Genomic DNA, 20,944 nt, shown 5'->3' with positions numbered 1-20,944 from the left:
TCTGATTACTCCTCACGTTGACGAATCGTAAAGCCTTTGCCAGATTTTTTGGAACTAGGCTGTTTGGGTGTAGTCGTTTTTTTATTTTCTTCTTTTCGCGTACGAATCACTGGCTTGCTATTTTTATTAGCGGGCGCACTCTTTTCCTCGACAAACGCGTTAGAACGATTATTCTTTTTATGGCGACGACGACGATGCGTTGTTTTTTCTTTACGTTCCCCTGTTCGTTCAATTACAAAATAGGCACAGCCAAAATTACAATATTCATACAAATAGTCTTCTAGTGTATCAATGCGTTGATCCGGCGCTGCCCGACGATTAGAAGTATCAAAAAAGCCACGCAAGCGTAACTGTTCATAGCCCCAGTCTCCTACGATATAATCATAACGCGCTAATACTTCACTAAACCGTTCACCTAAGCGTTCAGGATCAAAGGCATCACGATGATTTTTAACAATTCGGTACTCTCTTTCACCAATTTGAATATCTGTTTCATTCACAATGGTGACAATTTCCCCTTTTTTCTTTTCTTTTACAGGTTCTTCTTTTATTTCTTCAAGAACTGCTGTTAGTTCTTCTGTAAAGGTTGCAGCAGTTTCTGTTTCTTTTTTTTCGGTTGTCTTTTTGTCTGTCATTTTTTCACCACCTAGTTTTTATTATACCTTGTTTTTATTTGATTGGATAGTGGGCATGCAGATAGTTCGCCACGACAGTTCTTAAAACGTCTGGAAATAAAAATTCGACTTCTCCAACTAACTCAATCGTTGGGAAAAACGGAACAAATTGAAAGTGATCCACTGTTGTCAGCGTATACTTCTGCTCTGGCTGAATAGGTTTCCCTTGCCAAAAAACGGTCTGGCTATTTTGCTCAAAACGAATCCCATCATAACATAATTCGCCAAAAATTTTCCCGCGGAAGCCCATCCCGCGAATCGGAAATTTCCGCAGAAATTGACGACTTTTTTCCATTTCACGAATCAAGCGGCTCATGTCTGACCCTTTCAAGGTAACCTTGATTAAATGCATTGGATGAGGCAAGGCCTCATGTAATTGGTCTGCATTGATTATTCCTTCTGGTAAATCTGCTAAAAATAACCCGTTGTTCAACACAGCCGCTTCGGTCTGCCCCGCTTCTTTTAACGCCTTCAAGGCAACAGTTATAAAGGCATGCGGTTGCCGTAAGTCCGTTGACAAGGTTTCAGGGATTTGTGCAATTTGCTGCGCTTGCAATAGTCGATGACCTTCCGTTAAGTAACCTGCAATTTCCTTGGCATCAGTTGCTTGCTCTTCTAAACTTGCTGTTTCAATGGTTTTCGCATAACTTGTGACTTGCTTCGTGTCGGCATCCACAAACAGATGCACTTCACCAATATACTGTCCATATTTGCCAGCAGCTGCTAGTTGCACATGATTAATTTTTTCACCATCTTTAAATAAATGATGTGTATGGGAACCTAAGATCACTTGAATTTCAGGATAATTCGCCGCAATCATAAAATCAGTATCTATCCCCAAGTGACTAAGCAAAATGAGAACATCACATTGAGGCGCAACTTCTGTAATCAGTTGAGGAAGGACTGCTTCCACTTGTTTGATTGTCCAGCCATTGGGATTATACGTTAAAGGAAATGGTGCGGTTAAGCCAATAAACCCTAACTTTGTGCCTTCTTTAGTTGTCATAATTTTATATGCTTGACAAAAATCTGGTAACGTTTGGGTTTTTGGTTCTTCTAAATTAGCTAAGACCACTTCAAATGTTGCCTGATCATATAAATGCTCTAATTGTTTCTTTGAATTGCCGATTCCTTCATTATTTCCAATTGTAACCAGGTCATACGCTAATGTATTCATTATAGCTACATTTGCTCGACCATCTGTTGCTTCGGTCAAAGGATGACACCGATCTGAAAAGTCACCTAAATCAATGGTTACGACTGTTTTGCCCTCTTTTTGGTACAGCGAACGTTTGGCTTTAACCAGACGCCGTATTTTGGGCCAATTTTCAAAGTGAGAATGAAGATCATTGGTATGAAACAACACAATCTCTTCCACTAAAATCGCCTCCTTTATTCAGCGCTCTGATTAATAGTACCATATTTATAGAAGAAAGTTACAAAAAAGAACAGATGACTTTAGAAGAATTTCTCCTAAAATCACCTGCTTTTATCAGGACGAACTATGCGTTATTTTTGGGACGCTTGCGTTGCGTCGCTTCCATGATAACTGGTAAGATCACAGGACGACGTTTGGTTTGTTCAAATAAATAACGGCTTAAGTTTTCGCGGATTTCTTGTTTCAGTTTGCTCCATTCAAAATCGTCACTTTCTAAATGCTTTTCAACAATTTCTGTAACAATATTGCTACTTTCTTTCATTAGGTCTTTACTTGTTTTAACGTAAACAAAACCTCTAGAAGTAATTTTAGCTGGTGAAACAATTCGTTTTTCTCGACGATTAATTGTCACAACAGCCACAAAAATACCATCTTCGGAAAGAATACGACGATCCCGTAAAACGATATTACCAATATCGCCGACACCAATCCCGTCAATCATAATATTTTCGGCCGTTGTGCTGCCAGCTACCGACATTCTACCTTTTGTATACTCTAGAATGTCCCCACGACCTGTAATAAAGATATCTTTATAAGGCATGCCAATTTCGTGTGCTAAGTCCGCATGCGCAGCTAACTGGCGGTATTCACCTTGGACAGGAATGAAATATTTTGGTTTCATTAAGTTCAGCATCAATTGCAAGTCATTCGGATTAGCGTGACCAGACACACGTAAATTGTCGGAAATTTGCTTCACCGTAGCACCGGCCCGATAGACAATATCCTCTGTTTTGGCAACCGTTGTTTCCATGGCCGTTGTCGGCGTTGTCGTAATATAAACTAAATCGCCTTCTTCAATTCGAACGACACCATGTGTATTATTAGCCATTTTTTGAAGTGACTTAATCGGTTCTCCCATCCGGCCTGTTTCTAAAATTAATAACTGTTCGGGTGCATATTTTTTCATTTCTTTTGGTTTCACTAATAGATCTTCGCTTGGCAATTGTAATTTTTCCAATTTCATCGCCGTCCGAATAATCCGTTCAAAATCTTGGCCTGTCAAAACGACTTTACGACCAGAACGATCCGCTGCATTCAATACTTGTTGGACCCGTTGCAAATTACTTGCCACACATGCCACGATGATTCGTCCTTCCCAATAGCGAATCGTGTCGAACACTTCATCAGCGATTTGGGCTTCGGAAGCAACTTGGACTGGGTTTTCAGCATTTGATGAATCACTAAGTAACGCCAAGACGCCTTCTTTCCCAATTTCAGCCAAGCGGCCATAATCGGTCTGATACATCTCAATCGCACTTTGATCAAATTTAAAATCACCAGTATAAACAATGTTACCTTCTTTTGTTTTGATGCTAACGCCAATCGAATCTGGAATGGTGTGCGTTGTTTTAAAGAAGCTCACCGTTGCTTGACCAAAATCAATTTCTGTATGCGGGTCAATCACATGGAAATCTTTAAATTTCTTCGTTTCCGCATGACTGTTGACACTTAGTTTTGCTAGTTCAATCGTTAATTCTGTCCCAAAAACAGGCACTTGAATTTTTGAAAGCAAATACGGTAAGGCCCCAATTGCATCTGCATGGCCATGTGTTAAAAAGACCCCTGCAATTCGTTCACTATTTTCTTCTAAATACGTAAAATCCGGAATGACAACGTCAATTCCTAAAAGTTCGTTCTCTGGATATTGTAATCCACAATCCAGTACAAAAATTTCATCTTCCACTTCAGCAACGTACATATTTTTTCCATTTTCACGAACGCCGCCTAATGGAACGATTTTTATTGTACTCACTCTTTTCACCTCTCTATGATTACACGTTCTTTAAATCTCTAACGTGCGAATAATTCTTTGCTCTTCTTCTGGTGTACAAGCAACTAGAGGTAAACGTAAATTTCCAACAGGAATACCTAAATGATTTAAGGCCGCTTTCACGGGTGCCGGCGAAGGCACTGAAAACAATGCGTTCATTTTTGGTAATAACTGTCGTTGAATTTTAGCCGCTTCCGGCAAGTTCCCCTGCTCCAGCGCTTGATACATCTCATACATTGACGAACCGAAGACATGACTGGCTACCGAAATAACCCCTTGTCCGCCAAGTGCCTTGGTGGCAAAAGCCAACCCGTCTTCTCCAGTATACACTAGAAAGTCTTTTGGCGCTCTTTCAATCAACTCAGTAATTGCATCTAACCCTGCACATTCTTTAATCGCCACAATTTTTTCCAATTGTGCTAAGCGCAAAGTAGTTTCCACTTCTAGACATGCAGCCGTTCTACCAGGAACATTGTACAAAATAATTGGTAGTTCACTTGCTTCTGCGATGGTTTTAAAATGTTGATACATACCTTCTTGATTTGGTTTATTATAATAAGGAACAACCGCCAAAACAGCATCGATACCAGCGATTGTCGCTAACTCTTTCACAAAAGCGACTGAGTCACGTGTATCATTCGTACCTACACCACAAATAATCGGAATACGTCCATCGATCAGTTCAATCATTCGCTGGAATAATTGTAATTCTTCTTCATGAGTTAACGTGGGTGATTCACCAGTTGTTCCTGCTAAAATAACGCCTTCTGTATGATTGGCCAATAAATAGTCTACCAATTGCGGTAGTTTATCAAAATCTATTTCTCCCGATTCTTGAAACGGCGTAACCATTGCCGTAATAATTGTTGCATTCGTTAAATCCATCCTATTCCCTCCCGAGTATACAATACAAACCTTCTAGTCGTTTTCAGGTACACGAAGCAAATTCATTTCGTGTAGCGTTTCAGCAATTTGGACCGAGTTCCAAGCAGCTCCTTTTAATAGGTTGTCTGACACAATCCATAAATGGAAACCGTTCTTCACGTCAACGTCTTGACGAATACGGCCGACAAATGTTTCTTTCTGGTTGACGCTATTTAGCGCTTGTGGATATAGTTGTTCACTTGGCTCATCTTGCAAAATTACACCTGGAGCTTGCGCCATTAATTCTTGGATGGCTGAGACCGATGCATCTGCTTGTTTCACTTCTATATAAACAGATTCAGAATGTCCTGAAATTACCGGAATACGGACACAGGTGGCAACGACTTTTAGCTTGTTGTCTCCCATGATTTTTTTTGTTTCATTCATCATTTTCCATTCTTCGTAGGTATACCCTGCTTCTGAAAAAACATCAATTTGAGGCAACGCATTAAAAGCAATTGGATAATGTTTTTCGTCACTGCCAGCTGGTAAAATTTCAGCTGACCATTCGCTGACAGGTTTTCCCTCTAAAAAATCTTCGGCTTGTTCTTTTAGCTCATTAATTGCACGGATACCTGCGCCACTCACAGCTTGATACGTTGAAACGATGATTCGTTCTAAGCCAAACGCTTGCCGAATTGGTTCTAAGGCCACCATCATTTGAATCGTAGAACAATTGGGATTTGCGATGATTCCCTGATGATTTTTCAAGGCTTCCGGGTTCACTTCTGGAACAACTAAAGGAACATCTTTTGCCATTCTAAAATGGCTAGTGTTGTCAACAACGACAGCTCCGCGCTTAACTGCTTCTGGTGCAAACTTTTCGGAAATACTCCCACCAGCACTAAATAATGCTAAATCGATTCCTTCAAATGATTCCGGGACTAATTCTTCCACGATAAGAGGTTGCCCTTTAAACTGAATCTCTTGTCCAGCAGAACGCTTAGACGCCAATAACCTCACACTGGCAATTGGCAAACTTGTTTCTGCTAACAATTCAATCATTCTTGTCCCGACAGCACCTGTTGCTCCTACCACGGCAACATGATATTCTTTTCCCATATTTTCATACTCCCCTCTTACCTTCTTGTAAAAGCTACTTGTCCTATTTTACCATAGTATTGAAAAAACCTACATAGTCAAAAAAATGATTTTTTTATTTTCCCATGATATTTTAAAACTATTACCCATCAAAGGACTATCCATTGACTTTTGACTTAAATTTGTTATAGTTAAAACGAATTTAATTATAAAGGGAGCGAAATTTCATGGCACGCGTAGAAAGTTTTGAATTAGATCACAACACAGTAAAAGCACCATATGTTCGCCTTGCTGGCACAGAACAAAATGGTGATGCGTTAGTCGAAAAATATGACTTACGTTTCTTACAACCAAACAAAGACGCCCTACCAACAGGCGCATTACACACGTTGGAACATTTATTAGCAGTTAACATGCGTGATGAATTAAAAGGAATCATTGACATTTCGCCAATGGGTTGCCGCACTGGTTTTTATATGATTATGTGGGATCAACATTCACCACAAGAAATCCGTGATGCATTAGTCAACGTTTTAAACAAAGTAATCAATACAGAAGTTGTTCCAGCAGTCTCTGCAAAAGAGTGTGGAAACTACAAAGATCATTCTTTATTTGCAGCGAAAGAATACGCAAAAATCGTTTTAGACCAAGGAATTAGTTTAGATCCATTTGAACGTATTCTGTAATCTTTAGCAATTAACGACAGAGAAACCCACTATTAAGCTGTGGGTTTTTCTGTTCTCTTTCTTAATTTAAACGGAGGTTTTTTATGAATCAAACAATTGAACAATTACTAAGTCACCGTTCCGTTCGTCATTTTAAAAAGCAAGCGTTAACGGACAAGCAGAAACAACAGTTAATTACTGCAGCTCAAGCAGGATCAAGCTCCAATTTTTTACAAGCTTATACAATTATAGAAATCAAAGATCCTGAGCTACGCAGAGAATTGGGACGTTTAGCGAATTGTGAAGACTATGTCGTTAACACTGGTGTGTTCTATGTTTTTGTTGCTGATTTGTATCGTCATGCAACGATTTTGTCAAAAGAGGGGCAATCATTAGAACCCTTAAAGACACCAGAATCATTATTAGTAGCTGCCGTTGATACAACGATTGCTGCGCAAAACATGGCCATTGCGGCTGAATCTATGGATTTAGGGATTTGTTATATTGGCGGCATTCGAAATGACTTAGACACAGTAGCTAAACGCTTATCTTTGCCTGAATTAACTGTACCACTTTTCGGATTAACAATCGGTGTACCAGAAACGTTAAATGGTGTAAAACCACGGATGCCTTTTGAAAATATTTTAAGCGAAAATCACTACCAATCAGACAAATTGACAGATATACACACATATGATGAATTATTAAAAGATTATTATGCCAGCCGCTCAAGTAACGCCCAAACAGCGGATTGGTCACAGAAGTCTTTGTCCTATTTTTCTTATAATCGTCGCCCAGAAGTAAAAATTTTCTTGCAAAAACAAGGATTTGATGTCTAAACAAAAGAGCGTGGGCTTACGTTATTTCAACGTAAGCCCACGCTCTTTTGTTAATTTTTATTTATCTTTACTAAATTTGTCTTTTAAGTCTTCAAAGCCTTCTTTAACTTTATCAGTTAATTTTTCAGCGCCTTCTTTAAGGTCGTCGCCGGCATCACGTGCTTTGTCTTTTACGTCAGCAAAGGTTGATTGAGCTTTTCCTTCAAGTTCTTTGCCTTTATCATCCGTAACTTTGCCTTGCGCTTCTTTTGCAGTACCTTCTACTTTATCTTTTGCATCGTCAAAACGTCCTTTTAAATCTGCCATGCTAATCCCTCCTAAATAATTAATTACATAATAAGAGTATCATTCTTAGCCATTTCCTTCAAATATAATGCATGAACTACGAATAAATGGTTATTTTTGAGCCATTAAAGCTTTTTTTGCCAAGGCAAAGCAACCAATTGTTCCTGGATTATCTTCTAAAAGAGGCGTCACCAAGTATTTTTCTAAAGGCGGTGTTTCCACGTATCCATTGACTAATTCAGCAAATTTTTCACGAACTTTCGGCATCAAATGACGTTGTTTCATGACACCGCCGCCTAAAATGATCACTTCTGGCGCTAATAATAAAGTCGTATTGTACGCTGCTTGCGCTAAATAATAAGCTTCTAGTTCCCAAGTTTTATGATCCTCTTCCAATAAATGTCCTTTTTTACCAGAACGACCTTCAACTGCTGGTCCTGCTGCAATCCCTTCTAAACAATCTCCATGATAAGGACAATTTCCTGCATACGTATCTTCAGGATGACGACGGACTAACGCATGCCCCATTTCTGGGTGGCTAAAGCCTTCAATAAACTCACCGTTTTGAATCGCTCCAGCGCCAACACCAGTTCCAATTGTATAATATACACAACTAGATGTATATTGCCCATTTCCAGCAACATACTCACCATATGCCGCAGCATTCACATCCGTTGTCCAAGCCATTGGCACATCAAAATGTTGTTTCATAGTTCCTAACAAGTCAAAGTTACGCCAAGCTAATTTTGGTGTAGAAGTGATATAACCATACGTAGGAGAATCAACGTGAATATCAATCGGACCAAACGAACCAATCCCAATCGCTTTTAAAGGATATTGTTGGAAAAATTCTATTACTTTTTTCATTGTTTCTTCTGGGGTTGTTGTGGGAAAACTGACACGTTCCACAATGGTCAAATCATCTGTCCCAACGCCACATACAAATTTTGTGCCACCGGCTTCGATACTTCCTAAAAGTTTTTCTGTCATTGCAATATGCTCCTTCGTTTCCATTTTATAAGTAAGCGGATACATTACTTTTGATTAAATAACTAACATACACGTTTAGTTTAACACTTTTTTTTCGTTTCGACAGAACAATTTAACAATTTCAGTCAGGTTGCCCAATGAAATCTGGCAAGTTGCTAAAGAGCATTTTCCTAAAACAAAAAACGAGCATTCACGGTTATCTAACAATGAATGCTCGTTTTTTGTTTATTGATTCTTTAGCGAAAAATATAACCATAGTCCGATTGTAATCCAGCCACCACTAAGTAAAAGCATTAACCAACTCAAAAGTGTTTCTTTTAGAATACTTCTGGGCTCTTTTGCATGCTGAATAAAACTCATACTAGTCAGCAAAGAAAAGAGGAAAAACATAAAACAAATGACCGCTAAACCGCCAGACAACCAAAACCAACTAGCCATTATTCTCACTCTCCTTTTCGCTTGTTTTTTGATAATTATTGCGCCAAATGACACTATAAATTGCCCCAATTGTGATTACTAACAACGTGTAGAAAGTCGGTAACCACCATGTAGGTAGGACCCATTTGACCGTAGCTTCTTGATTCAATTTTTTTGCTTCACGAGTGTTAATCGTAAATTCTTGTTGAAAAGGCCAAGACTGTTGTTCATCTTGTTGTAAAATAGCACGTCCTGTAAATATATAAGTCCCAGCATCTAGCGGTTGTTTGCCCAAATCAAGATGAAAATTCATGGAACTATTTGGGGCAAAGCGAACATTTTTTAGTGTCCGTTGTGCAATTTTTTTAGAGGATCCTTTTTTTATCACTTGACCTTCTAAACGAACTTCTGGAAAAATAGCAGCATACGGATTTTGAATGACCGCCTTTAGCGATTTGGACCCTAAAGCAATTGTAGGTGTTACTTTCACTAATTTCAGTTGGTTCACCTCTGTTAAAGGAGCATTCTCAGCACTCCTCATGGCAATCGCAACATTAAACCCGTAGCGACTGGTTAATCCCATTGTTTGGTTCTCTTCCTCTGTTTTTTCATCTTTGAGATGCGCATAAACCCCGCCTAAAACAACTCCTTTGATAGGCTGATCAAGTCCCTTCACCTTCATCTTTGCTGATACTGTTTGATGAGGCGGCACACTCACTTCCTCATTTTCTAAAGTAACCAAGTCTGTCAGCGGAACCTTTAACGATGAATCAAGTGGTTTATCAAAATCATTGTACACAATCAACCCATTATCATTTGTTGATGCATTTGCTAGAGTCAATACGATGGACAATTTTTCGTCTGTCTTATTTTTTATATCTAAGACAATAGTTGAAGATTGCTTTGGTGCCAGAATTAAATCATAATAACTTGATGTTCCTGACACTTGATTTTCTGGTAAAACAGGCGTTACTGTAAATTTAGTCTTCATTTCTTCTGTAGCTTCTACTTTTGGAACAATAATAAAAAATGTGAAAAACAGAAATAGACAGAAAACACCGACTTTTTTTCTACTCATTTCTTCAAGATCTCCTTTATAAAGCTGAATGTACCTACTAGTCTAACAAACCAGCGAAACAATGCTGATCAATCTTTGTCCTTTGGGAAGGATAATCTTGAAAAGAAAGAAGAAAAGATTGTTAAGTTACTTTATTTCTTTTCTCTGAATTAAAACTACATATTTAACGCAAAAATAGAGGTTTCCCACCACAGTGGAAAACCTCTATAAACCTTGTCATAACAATGTTTTGAAAGACTATGCGTCTGGATTTGCGTTTTCGTCTTTGAGACCGTATTTTTTGTTGAAACGGTCCACACGTCCGTCGGCTTGTGTGAATTTTTGACGACCAGTGTAGAATGGGTGTGAGTCTGAAGTAACCTCAACACGTAATAATGGATAAGTGTTGCCATCTTCCCATTCAACAGTTTCTGAAGATCCTTTAGTTGAACCTGAAAGGAATTTGAAACCTGTTGTTGAATCCATGAATACTACTGGTTGGTAATTTGGATGGATATCTTGTTTCATACGTTTTTTCGCTCCTTTGCCCTGATCCATTTGCTGTATCAGAGTTATTTTGTCGGTATACAACAATGCTATCTTACCATGTTTTCAGTTGGTATGCAATTATCTTTTTGGATTTCTTTTAATTTGTTTGCCAAATGAAACATCATGGAAAACTTCAAATAATTGTTGATTATTTTGGGTCCGTTTTAACATTTTTATGAATTGATCCGTATATTCCAGCGAGTCTCCTGACATATTATTTCTCAATTTCCACGTTTCTTCTAGTTGTTCTGGTGTCATTAACAACTCTTCTTTTCGCGTACTTGATTTTTTAATATCAATTGCTGGGAAAATACGGCGCTCTGCTAATTCACGAGATAAATGGAGCTCCATATTGCCTGTGCCTTTGAATTCTTCATAGATGACATCATCCATTCGGCTACCTGTATCCACCAATGCTGTGGCTAAAATAGTTAGACTGCCCCCTTCTTCGATATTTCTGGCAGCACCAAAAAATCGTTTAGGTTTGAAAAACGCAGCTGGATCTATTCCGCCACTTAAGGTTCGACCACTAGGCGGGACCACTAAATTATAGGCCCTTGCTAAACGAGTGATGCTGTCCATTAAAATAACTACGTCCCGTTTGTCTTCAACTAAGCGCATTGCTCGATCCAGAACCAATTCAGCAACTCGCGTATGATTTTGTGGTTGTTGATCAAAAGTTGAAGAAACCACATCGCCTTTAACGCTTCGCTCTAAATCAGTCACTTCTTCAGGACGCTCGTCAATTAACAACAGAATCAATTCCACATCAGGATGATTTTCTGTAATCCCATTAGCAATTTCCTTTAAAACACTTGTTTTTCCCGCTTTTGGCGGCGCTACAATTAAACCACGTTGCCCAAAACCAATTGGGGCAAATACATCAATCATTCGTGTTGATAATCTGCCAGCCGTTGTTTCTAACGTTAATTGTTTTTCAGGATACAACGGTGTTAGCGCTGGAAAATGTGGCCGCTCTTTCGCTTCTTCAGGATCTTTCCCATTGACACTTTCAACATGCATGAGTCCATAGTAACGTTCTGATTCCTTTGGCGGACGCGCCTTGCCAGCTACTTTGTCCCCATTTCTCAATCCGAAACGACGAATTTGAGAAGAAGAAATATAAATGTCTTCTGCACTTGGTCCATAATTAATTGGCCGCAAAAAGCCATAACCATCCTGAGAAACAATATCTAAAATTCCTTCCATGAAGAAAAACCCTTGCTTCTCAGCTTGTGCACGAATCACAGCTAAAGACAATTCTTTTTTGTTCATTTGGCTATAATAAGGAATTTTAAACTCTTTCGCGTACGCATAAATATCTTTTAACGTACTGTTTTCCAATTCAGCCATTGTTAAATAGTCGCTCATTGATCCACCTCAAACGGACCTTCTTGTTCTTCGGTTTCTAGCATTTGAATATCAGCGCCTAAAGCAGTTAACTTTTCGATAATGTGGTCGTACCCACGTAAAATATATTCTACATTATAAATTGTGGTCGTACCTTCAGCCATCAAGCCGGCAGTGACTAGGCACGCACCTGCCCGTAAATCAGAGGCGACTACTTCTGCACCATGTAATTGATTTGGGCCATTTAAAATAATCATATTGCCTTCAACCGAAGCATCAGCCCCCATCCGCACTAACTCAGGGATATGCTTATTTCGTTGAGCATAAATCGTATCAATAATTTCACCAGTTCCTTGCGCTTTTAAAAGTAATGGCGTTAACGGTTGTTGCAAGTCTGTGGCAAAACCAGGATACGGATAGGTTTTCACCGTCGTCATTTTCAGATCATGTGACGGATGAACTTCAATCATGTCTTCTTCAATTGTCATCTTAACGCCCATTTCTTGCAATTTCGCAATGAAGCTTTCTAAATGCTCATAAATAACATTTCGAACCTTGATTCCTTCACCCATAGCTGCTGCCATAGCTAAATAAGTCCCAGCTTCAATTCGATCTGGAATAATCGAGTGACGACAGCCATGTAATTCTTCGACACCTTCAATCCGAATAACGTCCGTTCCAGCTCCTCGAACTTTTGCACCCATGTTATTTAATAATGTAGCAATATCAATAATTTCTGGCTCACGCGCAGCATTTTCAATAATCGTTTTGCCTTTGGCTTTAACTGCGGCTAACATGACATTGATTGTAGCGCCAATAGATACCATATCCATAAAAATTCGTGTTCCTTGTAAGCCAGCTTCGTCTGTTCTCAAGTACATCGCCCCATGTTCGTTGGTTACATGAGCGCCTAATGCTTCAAATCCTTTGATATGTAAATCAATTGGACGAGGGCCTAAGTAACAACCGCCAGGTAAGCCGACAACGCCTTCCCCAAATCGACCAAGAAGTGAGCCCATAAAATAATAGGACGCACGTAAGCTATTGATTTTTCCTTTTGGCATTGGCACAGAAACAACTTCTGTTGGGTCAATAATTAATGTATTATTTTCAAAAGTAATTTTAGCACCCATAATTTCTAAAATTTCAATTAATGAGTGAACATCCTGAATGTCAGGAACGCCATCTAAAGTCACGGGCGAATCTGCTAAAATAGCAGCTGGAATTAAAGCGACCACACTATTTTTGGCGCCGCTAATGGTTACTTCGCCCTTTAATGGACGATTCCCATTGATTACGATTTTTTTCATTTATATTCTCACCTATCTGTAATATACGTTTTCTAAATAAACTACCCAATCATTCTATCATAATCAAGCTTAAGAAAAAAGAAAACTTCTCAGGTATTTTAATAGAATAAAAAAATAACAAAAAATAAAAAAGACAGCCACGTGCTGTGGCTGTCTTTAACGTAACTAGTTGATTAAGCTTTGTTAGCTGAACCGAACCAATCAATGTGTTCTTCTGCATCTTTGATGATTGCAGCTTTACCTGGTGCTAATAATTTACGAGGGTCAAATCCTTTACCTTCTAAATCTTTACCAGCTTCAATATATTCGCGCGTTGCTTTAGCGAATGATAATTGGAATTCTGTATTTACGTTAACTTTTGAGATACCCATTGAAATTGCTTTTTCAATTTGTTCTTGAGGAATACCAGAACCTCCGTGTAATACTAGAGGTACATCAGAACCGACAGCTTCAGCAATTGCTTGTAAGTGATCAAATGCTAAACCTTTCCAGTTTTCTGGATATTGACCATGGATGTTACCGATACCACATGCTAAGTAGTCAATACCTGTAGCAACCATTTGTTTACATTCTTCGATATCAGCTAATTCGCCAGTACCGATGATTCCGTCTTCTTCACCACCGATTGAACCAACTTCACATTCGACAGAAATACCTTTAGCGTGAGCTTTTTCAACTACATCTTTCGCTAATTTTAAGTTTTCTTCGAATGGTAAGTGAGAACCATCAAACATGATTGAAGTATAGCCAACTTCGATACATTCTAAAGCAGCTTCGTAGTCACCGTGGTCTAAGTGAATTGCTACTGGAACTGTGATATTCATTGAGTCTACTAAATTAGTAATCATGTCTTTAGCTACTTTGTAGCCACCCATGTATTTAGCAGCGCCCATTGATGTTTGGATTAGAACTGGTGCTTTTTTAGCTTCTGCTGCTTCTAAAATCGCTTGTGTCCATTCTAAGTTATTTGTGTTATAGCCACCTACTGCATAGCCGCCTTTACGTGCTGCTTTTAAGAATTCTGCTCCTGATACTACTGGCATAAAAAATTCCTCCTAAGTTTTTAAAAACTTTATTTGTTAGGTGTTCCCTAACCAACGGTTCTATTTTAGCAGAATTCCTGACACTTTTCTAGTAAAATTCCCTTTTTCAGAAAATTTTTGTCTATTCTTTCACATAACCTTCATTTTTATAAAAAAACCTCCAGTTTTCCCGTTAAGACTTTGGGACCTGAAGGCCGACTTGCTATTTTAATTTTTTCTTTGGTGGATAACGTTTCACCTTGTAGGATTGAAGTTCAGGAAATGTTCCTGTACTATGAAAAATCCGTTGTTCATCTTCATTGGCAAAACGCCCTAAAACCGATTGTGTTGGTAAAATATTTACAAAGGCATTCTCATCGATACTGTAAACTGCTTGTTCTAAATCATAGAGTTCGTAGCGAGTAATGACCATCATAATCATCCGACCTTCTGCACCTGAATAGCCGCCGATTGAAGGCAACAAGGTCATGCCACGAGCGATTTGTTGAGAAACTTCTAAGGCAACAGCTTCTGGTCTCGTGGTGACAATCATTGCTGTGACTTTTTGGTGACTGGTATGAATCATGTCGACCACCTGACTCAAACAGTAAATAGAAATAATAGTATACAACGCACTTTCCCAGTTAAATACAAAACCAGCCAACAGCACAATAATACCATTTAATAAGAACATAAAATTACCAACTGTTTTCCCTGTTGTTTTTGAAAGAATCAGTGAAATAATGTCCATGCCGCCAGTGTTAAAGCCCATTTTCAATGAAAGCCCTGCGCCAACGCCGACTAAGACACCACCCATAATTGCGTTCATCAAAGGATTCGTTGTGACTGTTACGATTGGCACAAACATAGTGACAACGGAAATGCCAATAACATTGATGAAACTAAGAATCGTTGATTGTTTCCCTAATTTTACAAACCCTAGAATGAATACGGGAATGTTTAAAAATAAAATGAAGATCCCTGTGTTAATATGGATTCCTAAATTTGTATATAATAATGTAGCAATGATTTGCGCAATTCCGTTCATCCCTGCCGAAAAAACTTTTGCCGGAATCAAAAAGAAATTCAAACCGACCGCAGAAGTCAAAGCGGTTATCGCCATCACTGCTATTTTTTTTATCGATTCATTCCTTTGGTAAGTACTAACCAATCGACTCATTTTTCTTCGCTCCTTCGCTATTCTTCTGACTTAGAATAACAGGTTCTATCCTAAAAGAAAAGGGGCTAAAAGCGAACATTGAAAAAAATTTTTTTGCAACGTTTCCATGAAAGAATGCGAGAAGATATCCCTAAAAATTGATCTTCTTATTTCTCTATTCAAAATGATTCTAGCCTAACCTTTTTTACTATTTCATGATATGATGAAGCAAAGAATATTTTAGGAGGTTTTTACATGGCTGCAAAAGAAGCAAGTTTTGATGTAGTTTCAGAGGTCAATATGGAGGAAGTCAAAAACGCGATTCAAATTGCCTTGAAAGAATTGAAAAATCGTTTTGACTTTAAAGGGTCAATTGCTGATATTAAATTGGAAAACGATAAATTAGTAGTCGTAGCTGAAGATGATTATAAAGTCGAGCAAGTGAAGGATATTTTATTTGGAAAATTAGTCAAACGCAATGTTCCGATTAAAAATATTCATTTCTCAGAAAGTGAAAAAGCCTTAGGCGGTACTGCTCGCCAATATGGTGATTTAATCAGTGGTATTGATAAAGAAAATGCAAAAAAAATCAACACAGCTATCAAAAACTCTGGGATTAAAGTTAAGTCACAAATCCAAGAAGAAAAAATTCGGGTAACTGGAAAAAGTCGGGATGATTTACAAAAAGTCATGGCTCTTTTACGAGAATTAGATTTACCAATGGCTCTTGAGTTTAATAATTATCGCTAAAAAAATCCTTCAACTGTTAATGAACAGTTGAAGGATTTTTTTGTTTTGGTACCGGCCATTCTTGATTATTCAATAAAACGATTGGTCGGCGTTGGATTTTCCCTGAAAAAGCGGCAATTGCTTTGAAAACCTTTGGCATAAAATAAAACGCATTTAATTCTTCTAAATCCAGTTCTTCTTCTGCCGTAAACGAGACACAAACCTCTTGTTCTGAAAGCATAATTTCAATTTTCTTTAAAAATTGAAATTGCCGCATTCCCGGTACGAAATAACCAGCCTTTGCAACACGAGAGGCTGTAATATCTAATTTATCACTAATGATTAGCGCTAGCGTCATTAACTCTTCCGAATCAAAGCCGTTACTATGATTTTCTATAGAAGATAAAATTTCTTCTTGATAAGGCAAACAAATCTTTTGCTTACGAAAATATGCTTCTGCAAATTGTTTCCCACGAAGTGCATGTCCTGCTTTTCCTTGTAGCGCACCCACATCATGGAGCAGTGCCGCAATTTTTGCCGCTTCTAAATACTCCTCTGAAACAGCAAGTTGTTTCAAAATCATTTCCGTCATGGCTACGACATTGTTTACATGAAACCAATTATGGTATGCCCACCCAGCTTCTTCATCTTCCATTTGACCAATTGCATCATAAATTTGTCGAATTTCAGTATCTTGATGAATGCGTTCAAACAGCTTCATTTATTTTCTCCTTAAAATTAGTTACTGTTCCAAAAATTCTTTTAACTCTGCAGGATTTTTTTCGCTGTTTAAACCAACAATTAAACGAATCCGCGCTTTCGGTCCGTTTAAACCACGGGCAAAAACGACCCCCATTTTTTTCAAGCCAACGCCACCACCAGCATAATCATAGATATCTTCAGCGATGCCATTGGAACAACGAGAAACTAAAACGACTGGAATCCCGTTATCTAGCATTTTTTGTAATGCTGGGAGCGTTTCTGGCGGTAAATTACCCGCACCTAACGCTTCAATTACTAACCCATCCGTTTCTGGGGTGTTTAATAATTCAAACATTCGTTCACCCATCCCCGCATAGGCCTTCACTACGTGAACATTTCCTTTCACAGAAGAAACATCGCAAACTTCTTGCGGTAAGACCTCTTTCGCAAAAAAAGCACGTTCTTTCGCAATGGTTCCAATTGGTCCAAAAGTTGGCGTCCGAAACGTTGCTACGTTCGTTGTATGTGTTTTTGTCACATAACGCGCCGTATGAATTTCATCATTCATCACGACTAAAACACCTTTATCGTACGATTCGTCTGAACAAGCAGTCCAAATAGCACTGATGAAATTATACAAGCCATCACTACCGATTTCGTTACTTGACCGCATTGCTCCTGTTAAAACAATGGGGATTTTTTTCTCTAAGGTTATATCTAAAAAATAAGCTGTTTCTTCTAATGTATCTGTTCCATGCGTAATAACCACGCCATCAATTGGTTCAGAATAAGCTTTTTGAATCCGTTCTTTTAATTGAAACATCCGTTCTAAGGTCATGTGTGGTGAGGGAATATTAAAAATATCTTCGACAACTAAATGAACCTTGCCAGAAAATAATGCTTCTTGTTCCATCAACGGATTTTTTTCATTCGGGGCAACACTTCCTCCTGCTACTTTCGACATGGAAATGGTCCCACCTGTATGAAGGACTAAAATGGTCTTCATTTGTTTCCTCCTTTATTTTCTTTATTTTTTAACCAAAATTGTTTCACTTGTTGAATGAGTTGTTCATTGGTGTTTGCCTTTCGATGCGCCAACCAATGCGGCGGAAAGAAACGCTGGACACTTGGTAATTCAAATCGTTCGTCTAATAACAACACAAAGCCTTTATCTTGCGCATCTCGAATGACACGTCCAGCCGCTTGCAAGACTTTATTCATGCCAGGAATTTGATACGCAAATTGAAACCCTTGCCCTCGCTCTTCTTGATAAAAAGTGCGAATCAGTTCTTGCTCCGGATTCATTTGTGGTAGCCCGACACTAACAATTATCGTACCAATCAATCGGGTACCTTTCAAGTCAATTCCTTCTGAAAATATACCACCTAAAACACAAAAACCGATGAAAGTTTCTTGAGGATTCTCTTTAAATTCAGCTAAAAATGCTTCTCGCTCTTTTTCGTTTAAGTCCGTTCCCTGAATTTGAGTTTTTACTTGCGGGTAACGTTGGCTAAATACTTGATAGACATCATCCATATAGGCGTAGGAAGGAAAGAAAATTAAATAGTTGCCTGTTTTTGTTTCACTTAACTTCCCTAAAAGTTCACTAATCTGTGGATAACTTTTTTCACGGTTTTTATAGGTTGTTTGAAGATGACTACCGATCATCAACAATTGATTTTCTTCTGGAAAAGGATACGGAATCCGATAACGTAGGCTTTCTTCACCTCCACCAAGCACTTCTTGATAATAATTCAGAGGTGTTAAACTTGCCGAAAATAAGATACTCGCTTTCCCTTTATCTAATCGTTGTGACAATAAATAAGCCGGATCGACACAAAATTGTTTCACAACGCAGTCATAGTTTCGCAAAGAAATAGACGTATAAAAGCCGTTGTCGTAATACTCGCTGATTCGAAGATAACTTAAACAATCAAAATAAAAACTGAGAATCGACGCCAATTCCTCAATGTGTTGATTTTCTGGCAACCATTCTGCAATTACTTCTGTTAATCGATGTATCTGTTTAACTAATGAATCAATTGGCGCACGTTGGGCAAAAAAATCCGTGTCTTTTTCTTCACAGATTGCTTCAATATCATCAAACGTAGTTAAGACTTTTTGACAAGCTCTTTTTAATTGAACAGATTCTTTTTGCAATCTTTTTTGAATTTGCGAAACCGCATTCCTAGAAATAGCGGCCGAATACATCTCCCGTGAACGATTAACCAAATTATGGGTTTCATCCACTAAAAAAATATTCTCTTCTGCACTTTGGGGTTCTTCAAAGAAGCGCCGTAAATAAACCGTTGGATCAAATAGATAATTGTAATCGCCAATAATTAAATCACACCAAAGACTTGCATCTAGCGACAACTCGAATGGACACAATTGGTGCTTTTGTGCATACCGTTCAATAACCTCTCTCGTTAAATGATTTTCATGTTGCAATAAATCCCACAGTCCCTCATTTAAACGATCATAATAGCCGTCAGCAAACGGGCAATGTTCTGGTGTACAATTTCGTTCAGTTAAAAAACAAATTTTATCTTTTGCTGTTAACGTAATACTCTTAGTTTGCGCTTGTTTTTCGGACAGCGCTTTGACGGCATCTTCAGCCACTTGCCGCGTGATGGTCTTAGCTGTTAAATAAAAAATCCGTTCACCTTCTTCTTCACCAATTGCTTTCATTGCTGGAAAAAGAGTGGACATTGTCTTGCCTGTTCCAGTTGGTGCTTCCACGAAGAGCCGCTGTTTACTAAGAATTGTTTTATAGACGGCTACCGCCAATTCTCGTTGCCCTTTGCGATACTCCCCGTAAGGAAAACTAAGATTTTTTAATGATTTATTTCTCAAAATACGCCATTCTTCTTTAAAAATTACCCACTGTTCATAGCGCCTCATCAAATCAGTAAAAAACTCCGCTAATGCAGCTTCTGTAAAATGGCGTTCTTGTCGTGTGATTTGTTTTGTGGTGGTCTGATAATAAGTGAGTTGCAGCGTTATTTCAGAAAGTTGTTCTTGTTGGCAATACATGTGACCATAACACATCGCTTGATACCAAAACAATTCGACCTTTTCTGGCGGCAATTCTTCAAACGCTGGTTCGGATGTTTTAATTTCATCAATGACCACTTGCCCAGTTTCTTTCACAAAAATGCCGTCTGCACGACCTTCTACACAATAATTATGGCCATTTAAAGGCACCTCAATTTTTAAAGATACTTCCTTTTGATAAAGGCTCCCCGCTTCCTTTTGCAGCATTCGATGAAGGCGACTACCTTCTTGTGGTGTATGTTCACTCACATGGCGAGAATCGATACTTCCCCGCCTTAAAATAAATTCGACCACTTGACGCACCGCAATTTTTCTCGTTGATTTCACGTAATCCCACCTATCTGCCTCCCTATTATAGAACATACATTCGCTAAACAAAAGCAAAAAATCCAAAACGAACACAATCATGCGTTCATTCTGGATTTCTCTTTAGATTATCATCAATTAAAAACAACTTGTTTCTTCTAACTGTTTGGTTTCTTTTCCATTTGCTTTTGCCACGACCAATTGCGCCATTTGTTTAAACGAATTATTTAAACCAATGCCACCCTTTTTGGGCATCTTCACAATCGGTACTTGCTGATAATAGTGACTAACTGCTGGATTTTCTTCTGCCATCGCTGCAATTGCAGGAATGCCCGCAGCATTAAACTTACAAGCTAGACGAGCGGCCATTTCTCCAAAATTAGGATAATGCATGGCAGGTCCGCAAAGAACCGCATCGGCATGAAACTTTTTTGCAAAGCCAATAAATTTCTTTGCTACCTCTTCCTCGTTTTCCAAATAATATTGGTCACCACAATAAAGTGTCGCAACAATTTCCGCTCCTTGCTTCTGTAAAAATGGTAGCAATGTTACCCCTGGACCTAAGGGAGCTTTTTTACCACTTGGTTTCAGCTGAGCTTGTTCATCACTGCCAAATCCTGCTAAACTGTGGTTTAAGACTAAAAGGATTTTTTTCACGC

21 protein-coding genes are annotated in these 20,944 nt (G+C 38.5%); 3 read left to right on the top strand and 18 right to left on the bottom strand.

Annotated elements, in window-relative coordinates:
• Positions 1 to 5 precede the first annotated feature (5 nt).
• The 5 genes from IGL86_RS04635 to IGL86_RS04615 form a co-directional block, all read right to left on the bottom strand.
• Entirely contained in the window at positions 6 to 635 is a 630-nt protein-coding gene (locus IGL86_RS04635; RefSeq protein WP_002377795.1) for a YutD family protein, read from the bottom strand.
• Between the two features lie 34 nt (positions 636 to 669).
• Positions 670 to 2,052 (bottom strand): bifunctional metallophosphatase/5'-nucleotidase, encoded by a 1,383-nt coding sequence (locus tag IGL86_RS04630; RefSeq protein WP_033625534.1) that lies wholly within the window; start codon positions 2,050 to 2,052, stop codon positions 670 to 672.
• A 124-nt stretch (positions 2,053 to 2,176) separates the two neighbouring features.
• Positions 2,177 to 3,865: a ribonuclease J gene (locus tag IGL86_RS04625; RefSeq protein ID WP_002375145.1), complete on the bottom strand. Its 1,689-nt coding sequence runs from the start codon at positions 3,863 to 3,865 to the stop codon at positions 2,177 to 2,179.
• Positions 3,866 to 3,895: 30 nt separating this feature from the next.
• Positions 3,896 to 4,768 (bottom strand): 4-hydroxy-tetrahydrodipicolinate synthase, encoded by an 873-nt coding sequence (gene dapA, locus IGL86_RS04620; protein ID WP_002357957.1) that lies wholly within the window; start codon positions 4,766 to 4,768, stop codon positions 3,896 to 3,898.
• 33 nt (positions 4,769 to 4,801) lie between these two features.
• Positions 4,802 to 5,869, bottom strand: coding sequence for an aspartate-semialdehyde dehydrogenase (locus IGL86_RS04615; protein WP_002381968.1), 1,068 nt, complete (start codon positions 5,867 to 5,869; stop codon positions 4,802 to 4,804).
• A gap of 206 nt (positions 5,870 to 6,075) precedes the next feature.
• Here IGL86_RS04615 and IGL86_RS04610 point away from each other — a divergent pair, with 206 nt between their 5' ends.
• Together IGL86_RS04610 and nfsA are read left to right on the top strand one after the other, a co-directional pair.
• On the top strand, positions 6,076 to 6,534 hold the full coding sequence (locus IGL86_RS04610) for an S-ribosylhomocysteine lyase (RefSeq protein WP_002357960.1): 459 nt from the start codon (positions 6,076 to 6,078) through the stop codon (positions 6,532 to 6,534).
• Between the two features lie 83 nt (positions 6,535 to 6,617).
• A complete protein-coding gene (gene nfsA, locus IGL86_RS04605; RefSeq protein WP_002375151.1) occupies positions 6,618 to 7,352 on the top strand; it encodes an oxygen-insensitive NADPH nitroreductase in 735 nt (244 codons plus the stop codon).
• A 57-nt stretch (positions 7,353 to 7,409) separates the two neighbouring features.
• Here nfsA and IGL86_RS04600 read toward each other — a convergent pair whose 3' ends face one another.
• From IGL86_RS04600 to IGL86_RS04560, 9 genes are all read right to left on the bottom strand, one after another.
• Positions 7,410 to 7,658 (bottom strand): YtxH domain-containing protein, encoded by a 249-nt coding sequence (locus tag IGL86_RS04600; RefSeq protein WP_002357962.1) that lies wholly within the window; start codon positions 7,656 to 7,658, stop codon positions 7,410 to 7,412.
• A gap of 90 nt (positions 7,659 to 7,748) precedes the next feature.
• Positions 7,749 to 8,627 (bottom strand): fructokinase ScrK, encoded by an 879-nt coding sequence (gene scrK, locus IGL86_RS04595; RefSeq protein ID WP_080280106.1) that lies wholly within the window; start codon positions 8,625 to 8,627, stop codon positions 7,749 to 7,751.
• Positions 8,628 to 8,852: 225 nt separating this feature from the next.
• Positions 8,853 to 9,065 carry a hypothetical protein gene (locus IGL86_RS04590; RefSeq protein WP_033625532.1) on the bottom strand — a complete coding sequence of 71 codons (213 nt, stop codon included), beginning with the start codon at positions 9,063 to 9,065 and terminating at the stop codon, positions 8,853 to 8,855.
• The gene (locus IGL86_RS04585; protein ID WP_033625531.1) at positions 9,058 to 10,122 is read right to left on the bottom strand and encodes a DUF916 and DUF3324 domain-containing protein; all 1,065 of its coding nucleotides are present in this window, start codon (positions 10,120 to 10,122) and stop codon (positions 9,058 to 9,060) included. Before IGL86_RS04585 ends, IGL86_RS04590 begins: the two co-directional genes overlap by 8 nt.
• 237 nt (positions 10,123 to 10,359) lie before the next feature.
• Positions 10,360 to 10,629: a type B 50S ribosomal protein L31 gene (locus tag IGL86_RS04580; protein ID WP_002357967.1), complete on the bottom strand. Its 270-nt coding sequence runs from the start codon at positions 10,627 to 10,629 to the stop codon at positions 10,360 to 10,362.
• A 99-nt stretch (positions 10,630 to 10,728) separates the two neighbouring features.
• Positions 10,729 to 12,021, bottom strand: a complete 1,293-nt coding sequence (rho, locus tag IGL86_RS04575; RefSeq protein ID WP_002357968.1) for a transcription termination factor Rho — start codon at positions 12,019 to 12,021, stop codon at positions 10,729 to 10,731.
• Positions 12,018 to 13,310 (bottom strand): UDP-N-acetylglucosamine 1-carboxyvinyltransferase, encoded by a 1,293-nt coding sequence (locus IGL86_RS04570; RefSeq protein ID WP_002357969.1) that lies wholly within the window; start codon positions 13,308 to 13,310, stop codon positions 12,018 to 12,020. Before IGL86_RS04570 ends, rho begins: the two co-directional genes overlap by 4 nt.
• Before the next feature lie 173 nt (positions 13,311 to 13,483).
• Positions 13,484 to 14,353, bottom strand: coding sequence for a class II fructose-bisphosphate aldolase (locus tag IGL86_RS04565; RefSeq protein ID WP_002357972.1), 870 nt, complete (start codon positions 14,351 to 14,353; stop codon positions 13,484 to 13,486).
• Between the two features lie 202 nt (positions 14,354 to 14,555).
• On the bottom strand, positions 14,556 to 15,512 hold the full coding sequence (locus tag IGL86_RS04560) for a YitT family protein (RefSeq protein WP_002381974.1): 957 nt from the start codon (positions 15,510 to 15,512) through the stop codon (positions 14,556 to 14,558).
• A 234-nt stretch (positions 15,513 to 15,746) separates the two neighbouring features.
• Between IGL86_RS04560 and IGL86_RS04555 the strand changes: the two genes are divergently transcribed.
• Positions 15,747 to 16,241 (top strand): YajQ family cyclic di-GMP-binding protein, encoded by a 495-nt coding sequence (locus IGL86_RS04555; RefSeq protein WP_010823584.1) that lies wholly within the window; start codon positions 15,747 to 15,749, stop codon positions 16,239 to 16,241.
• Positions 16,242 to 16,257: 16 nt separating this feature from the next.
• Here the strand turns inward: IGL86_RS04555 and IGL86_RS04550 are convergent, their stop codons facing one another.
• From IGL86_RS04550 to IGL86_RS04535, 4 genes are read right to left on the bottom strand one after another with little or no spacing between them, the layout of a single operon-like run.
• Positions 16,258 to 16,941, bottom strand: a complete 684-nt coding sequence (locus IGL86_RS04550) for an HD domain-containing protein (RefSeq protein ID WP_010775743.1) — start codon at positions 16,939 to 16,941, stop codon at positions 16,258 to 16,260.
• Between the two features lie 21 nt (positions 16,942 to 16,962).
• Positions 16,963 to 17,928: an asparaginase gene (locus tag IGL86_RS04545; RefSeq protein ID WP_002357976.1), complete on the bottom strand. Its 966-nt coding sequence runs from the start codon at positions 17,926 to 17,928 to the stop codon at positions 16,963 to 16,965.
• A complete protein-coding gene (locus tag IGL86_RS04540; RefSeq protein WP_033625530.1) occupies positions 17,925 to 20,387 on the bottom strand; it encodes a helicase C-terminal domain-containing protein in 2,463 nt (820 codons plus the stop codon). The genes IGL86_RS04545 and IGL86_RS04540 overlap by 4 nt, the downstream gene beginning before the upstream one ends.
• A gap of 36 nt (positions 20,388 to 20,423) precedes the next feature.
• A complete protein-coding gene (locus IGL86_RS04535) occupies positions 20,424 to 20,942 on the bottom strand; it encodes a GrdB-related putative oxidoreductase (protein ID WP_002361637.1) in 519 nt (172 codons plus the stop codon).
• Positions 20,943 to 20,944: the final 2 nt, after the last annotated feature.

Origin of the sequence: Enterococcus sp. DIV0774 (assembly GCF_050539095.1) — a bacterium.
Classification (GTDB): domain Bacteria; phylum Bacillota; class Bacilli; order Lactobacillales; family Enterococcaceae; genus Enterococcus; species Enterococcus faecalis.
The sequence above is the reverse complement of the archived record's forward strand: the minus strand, read 5'-3'. Positions and strand labels throughout refer to the sequence as shown.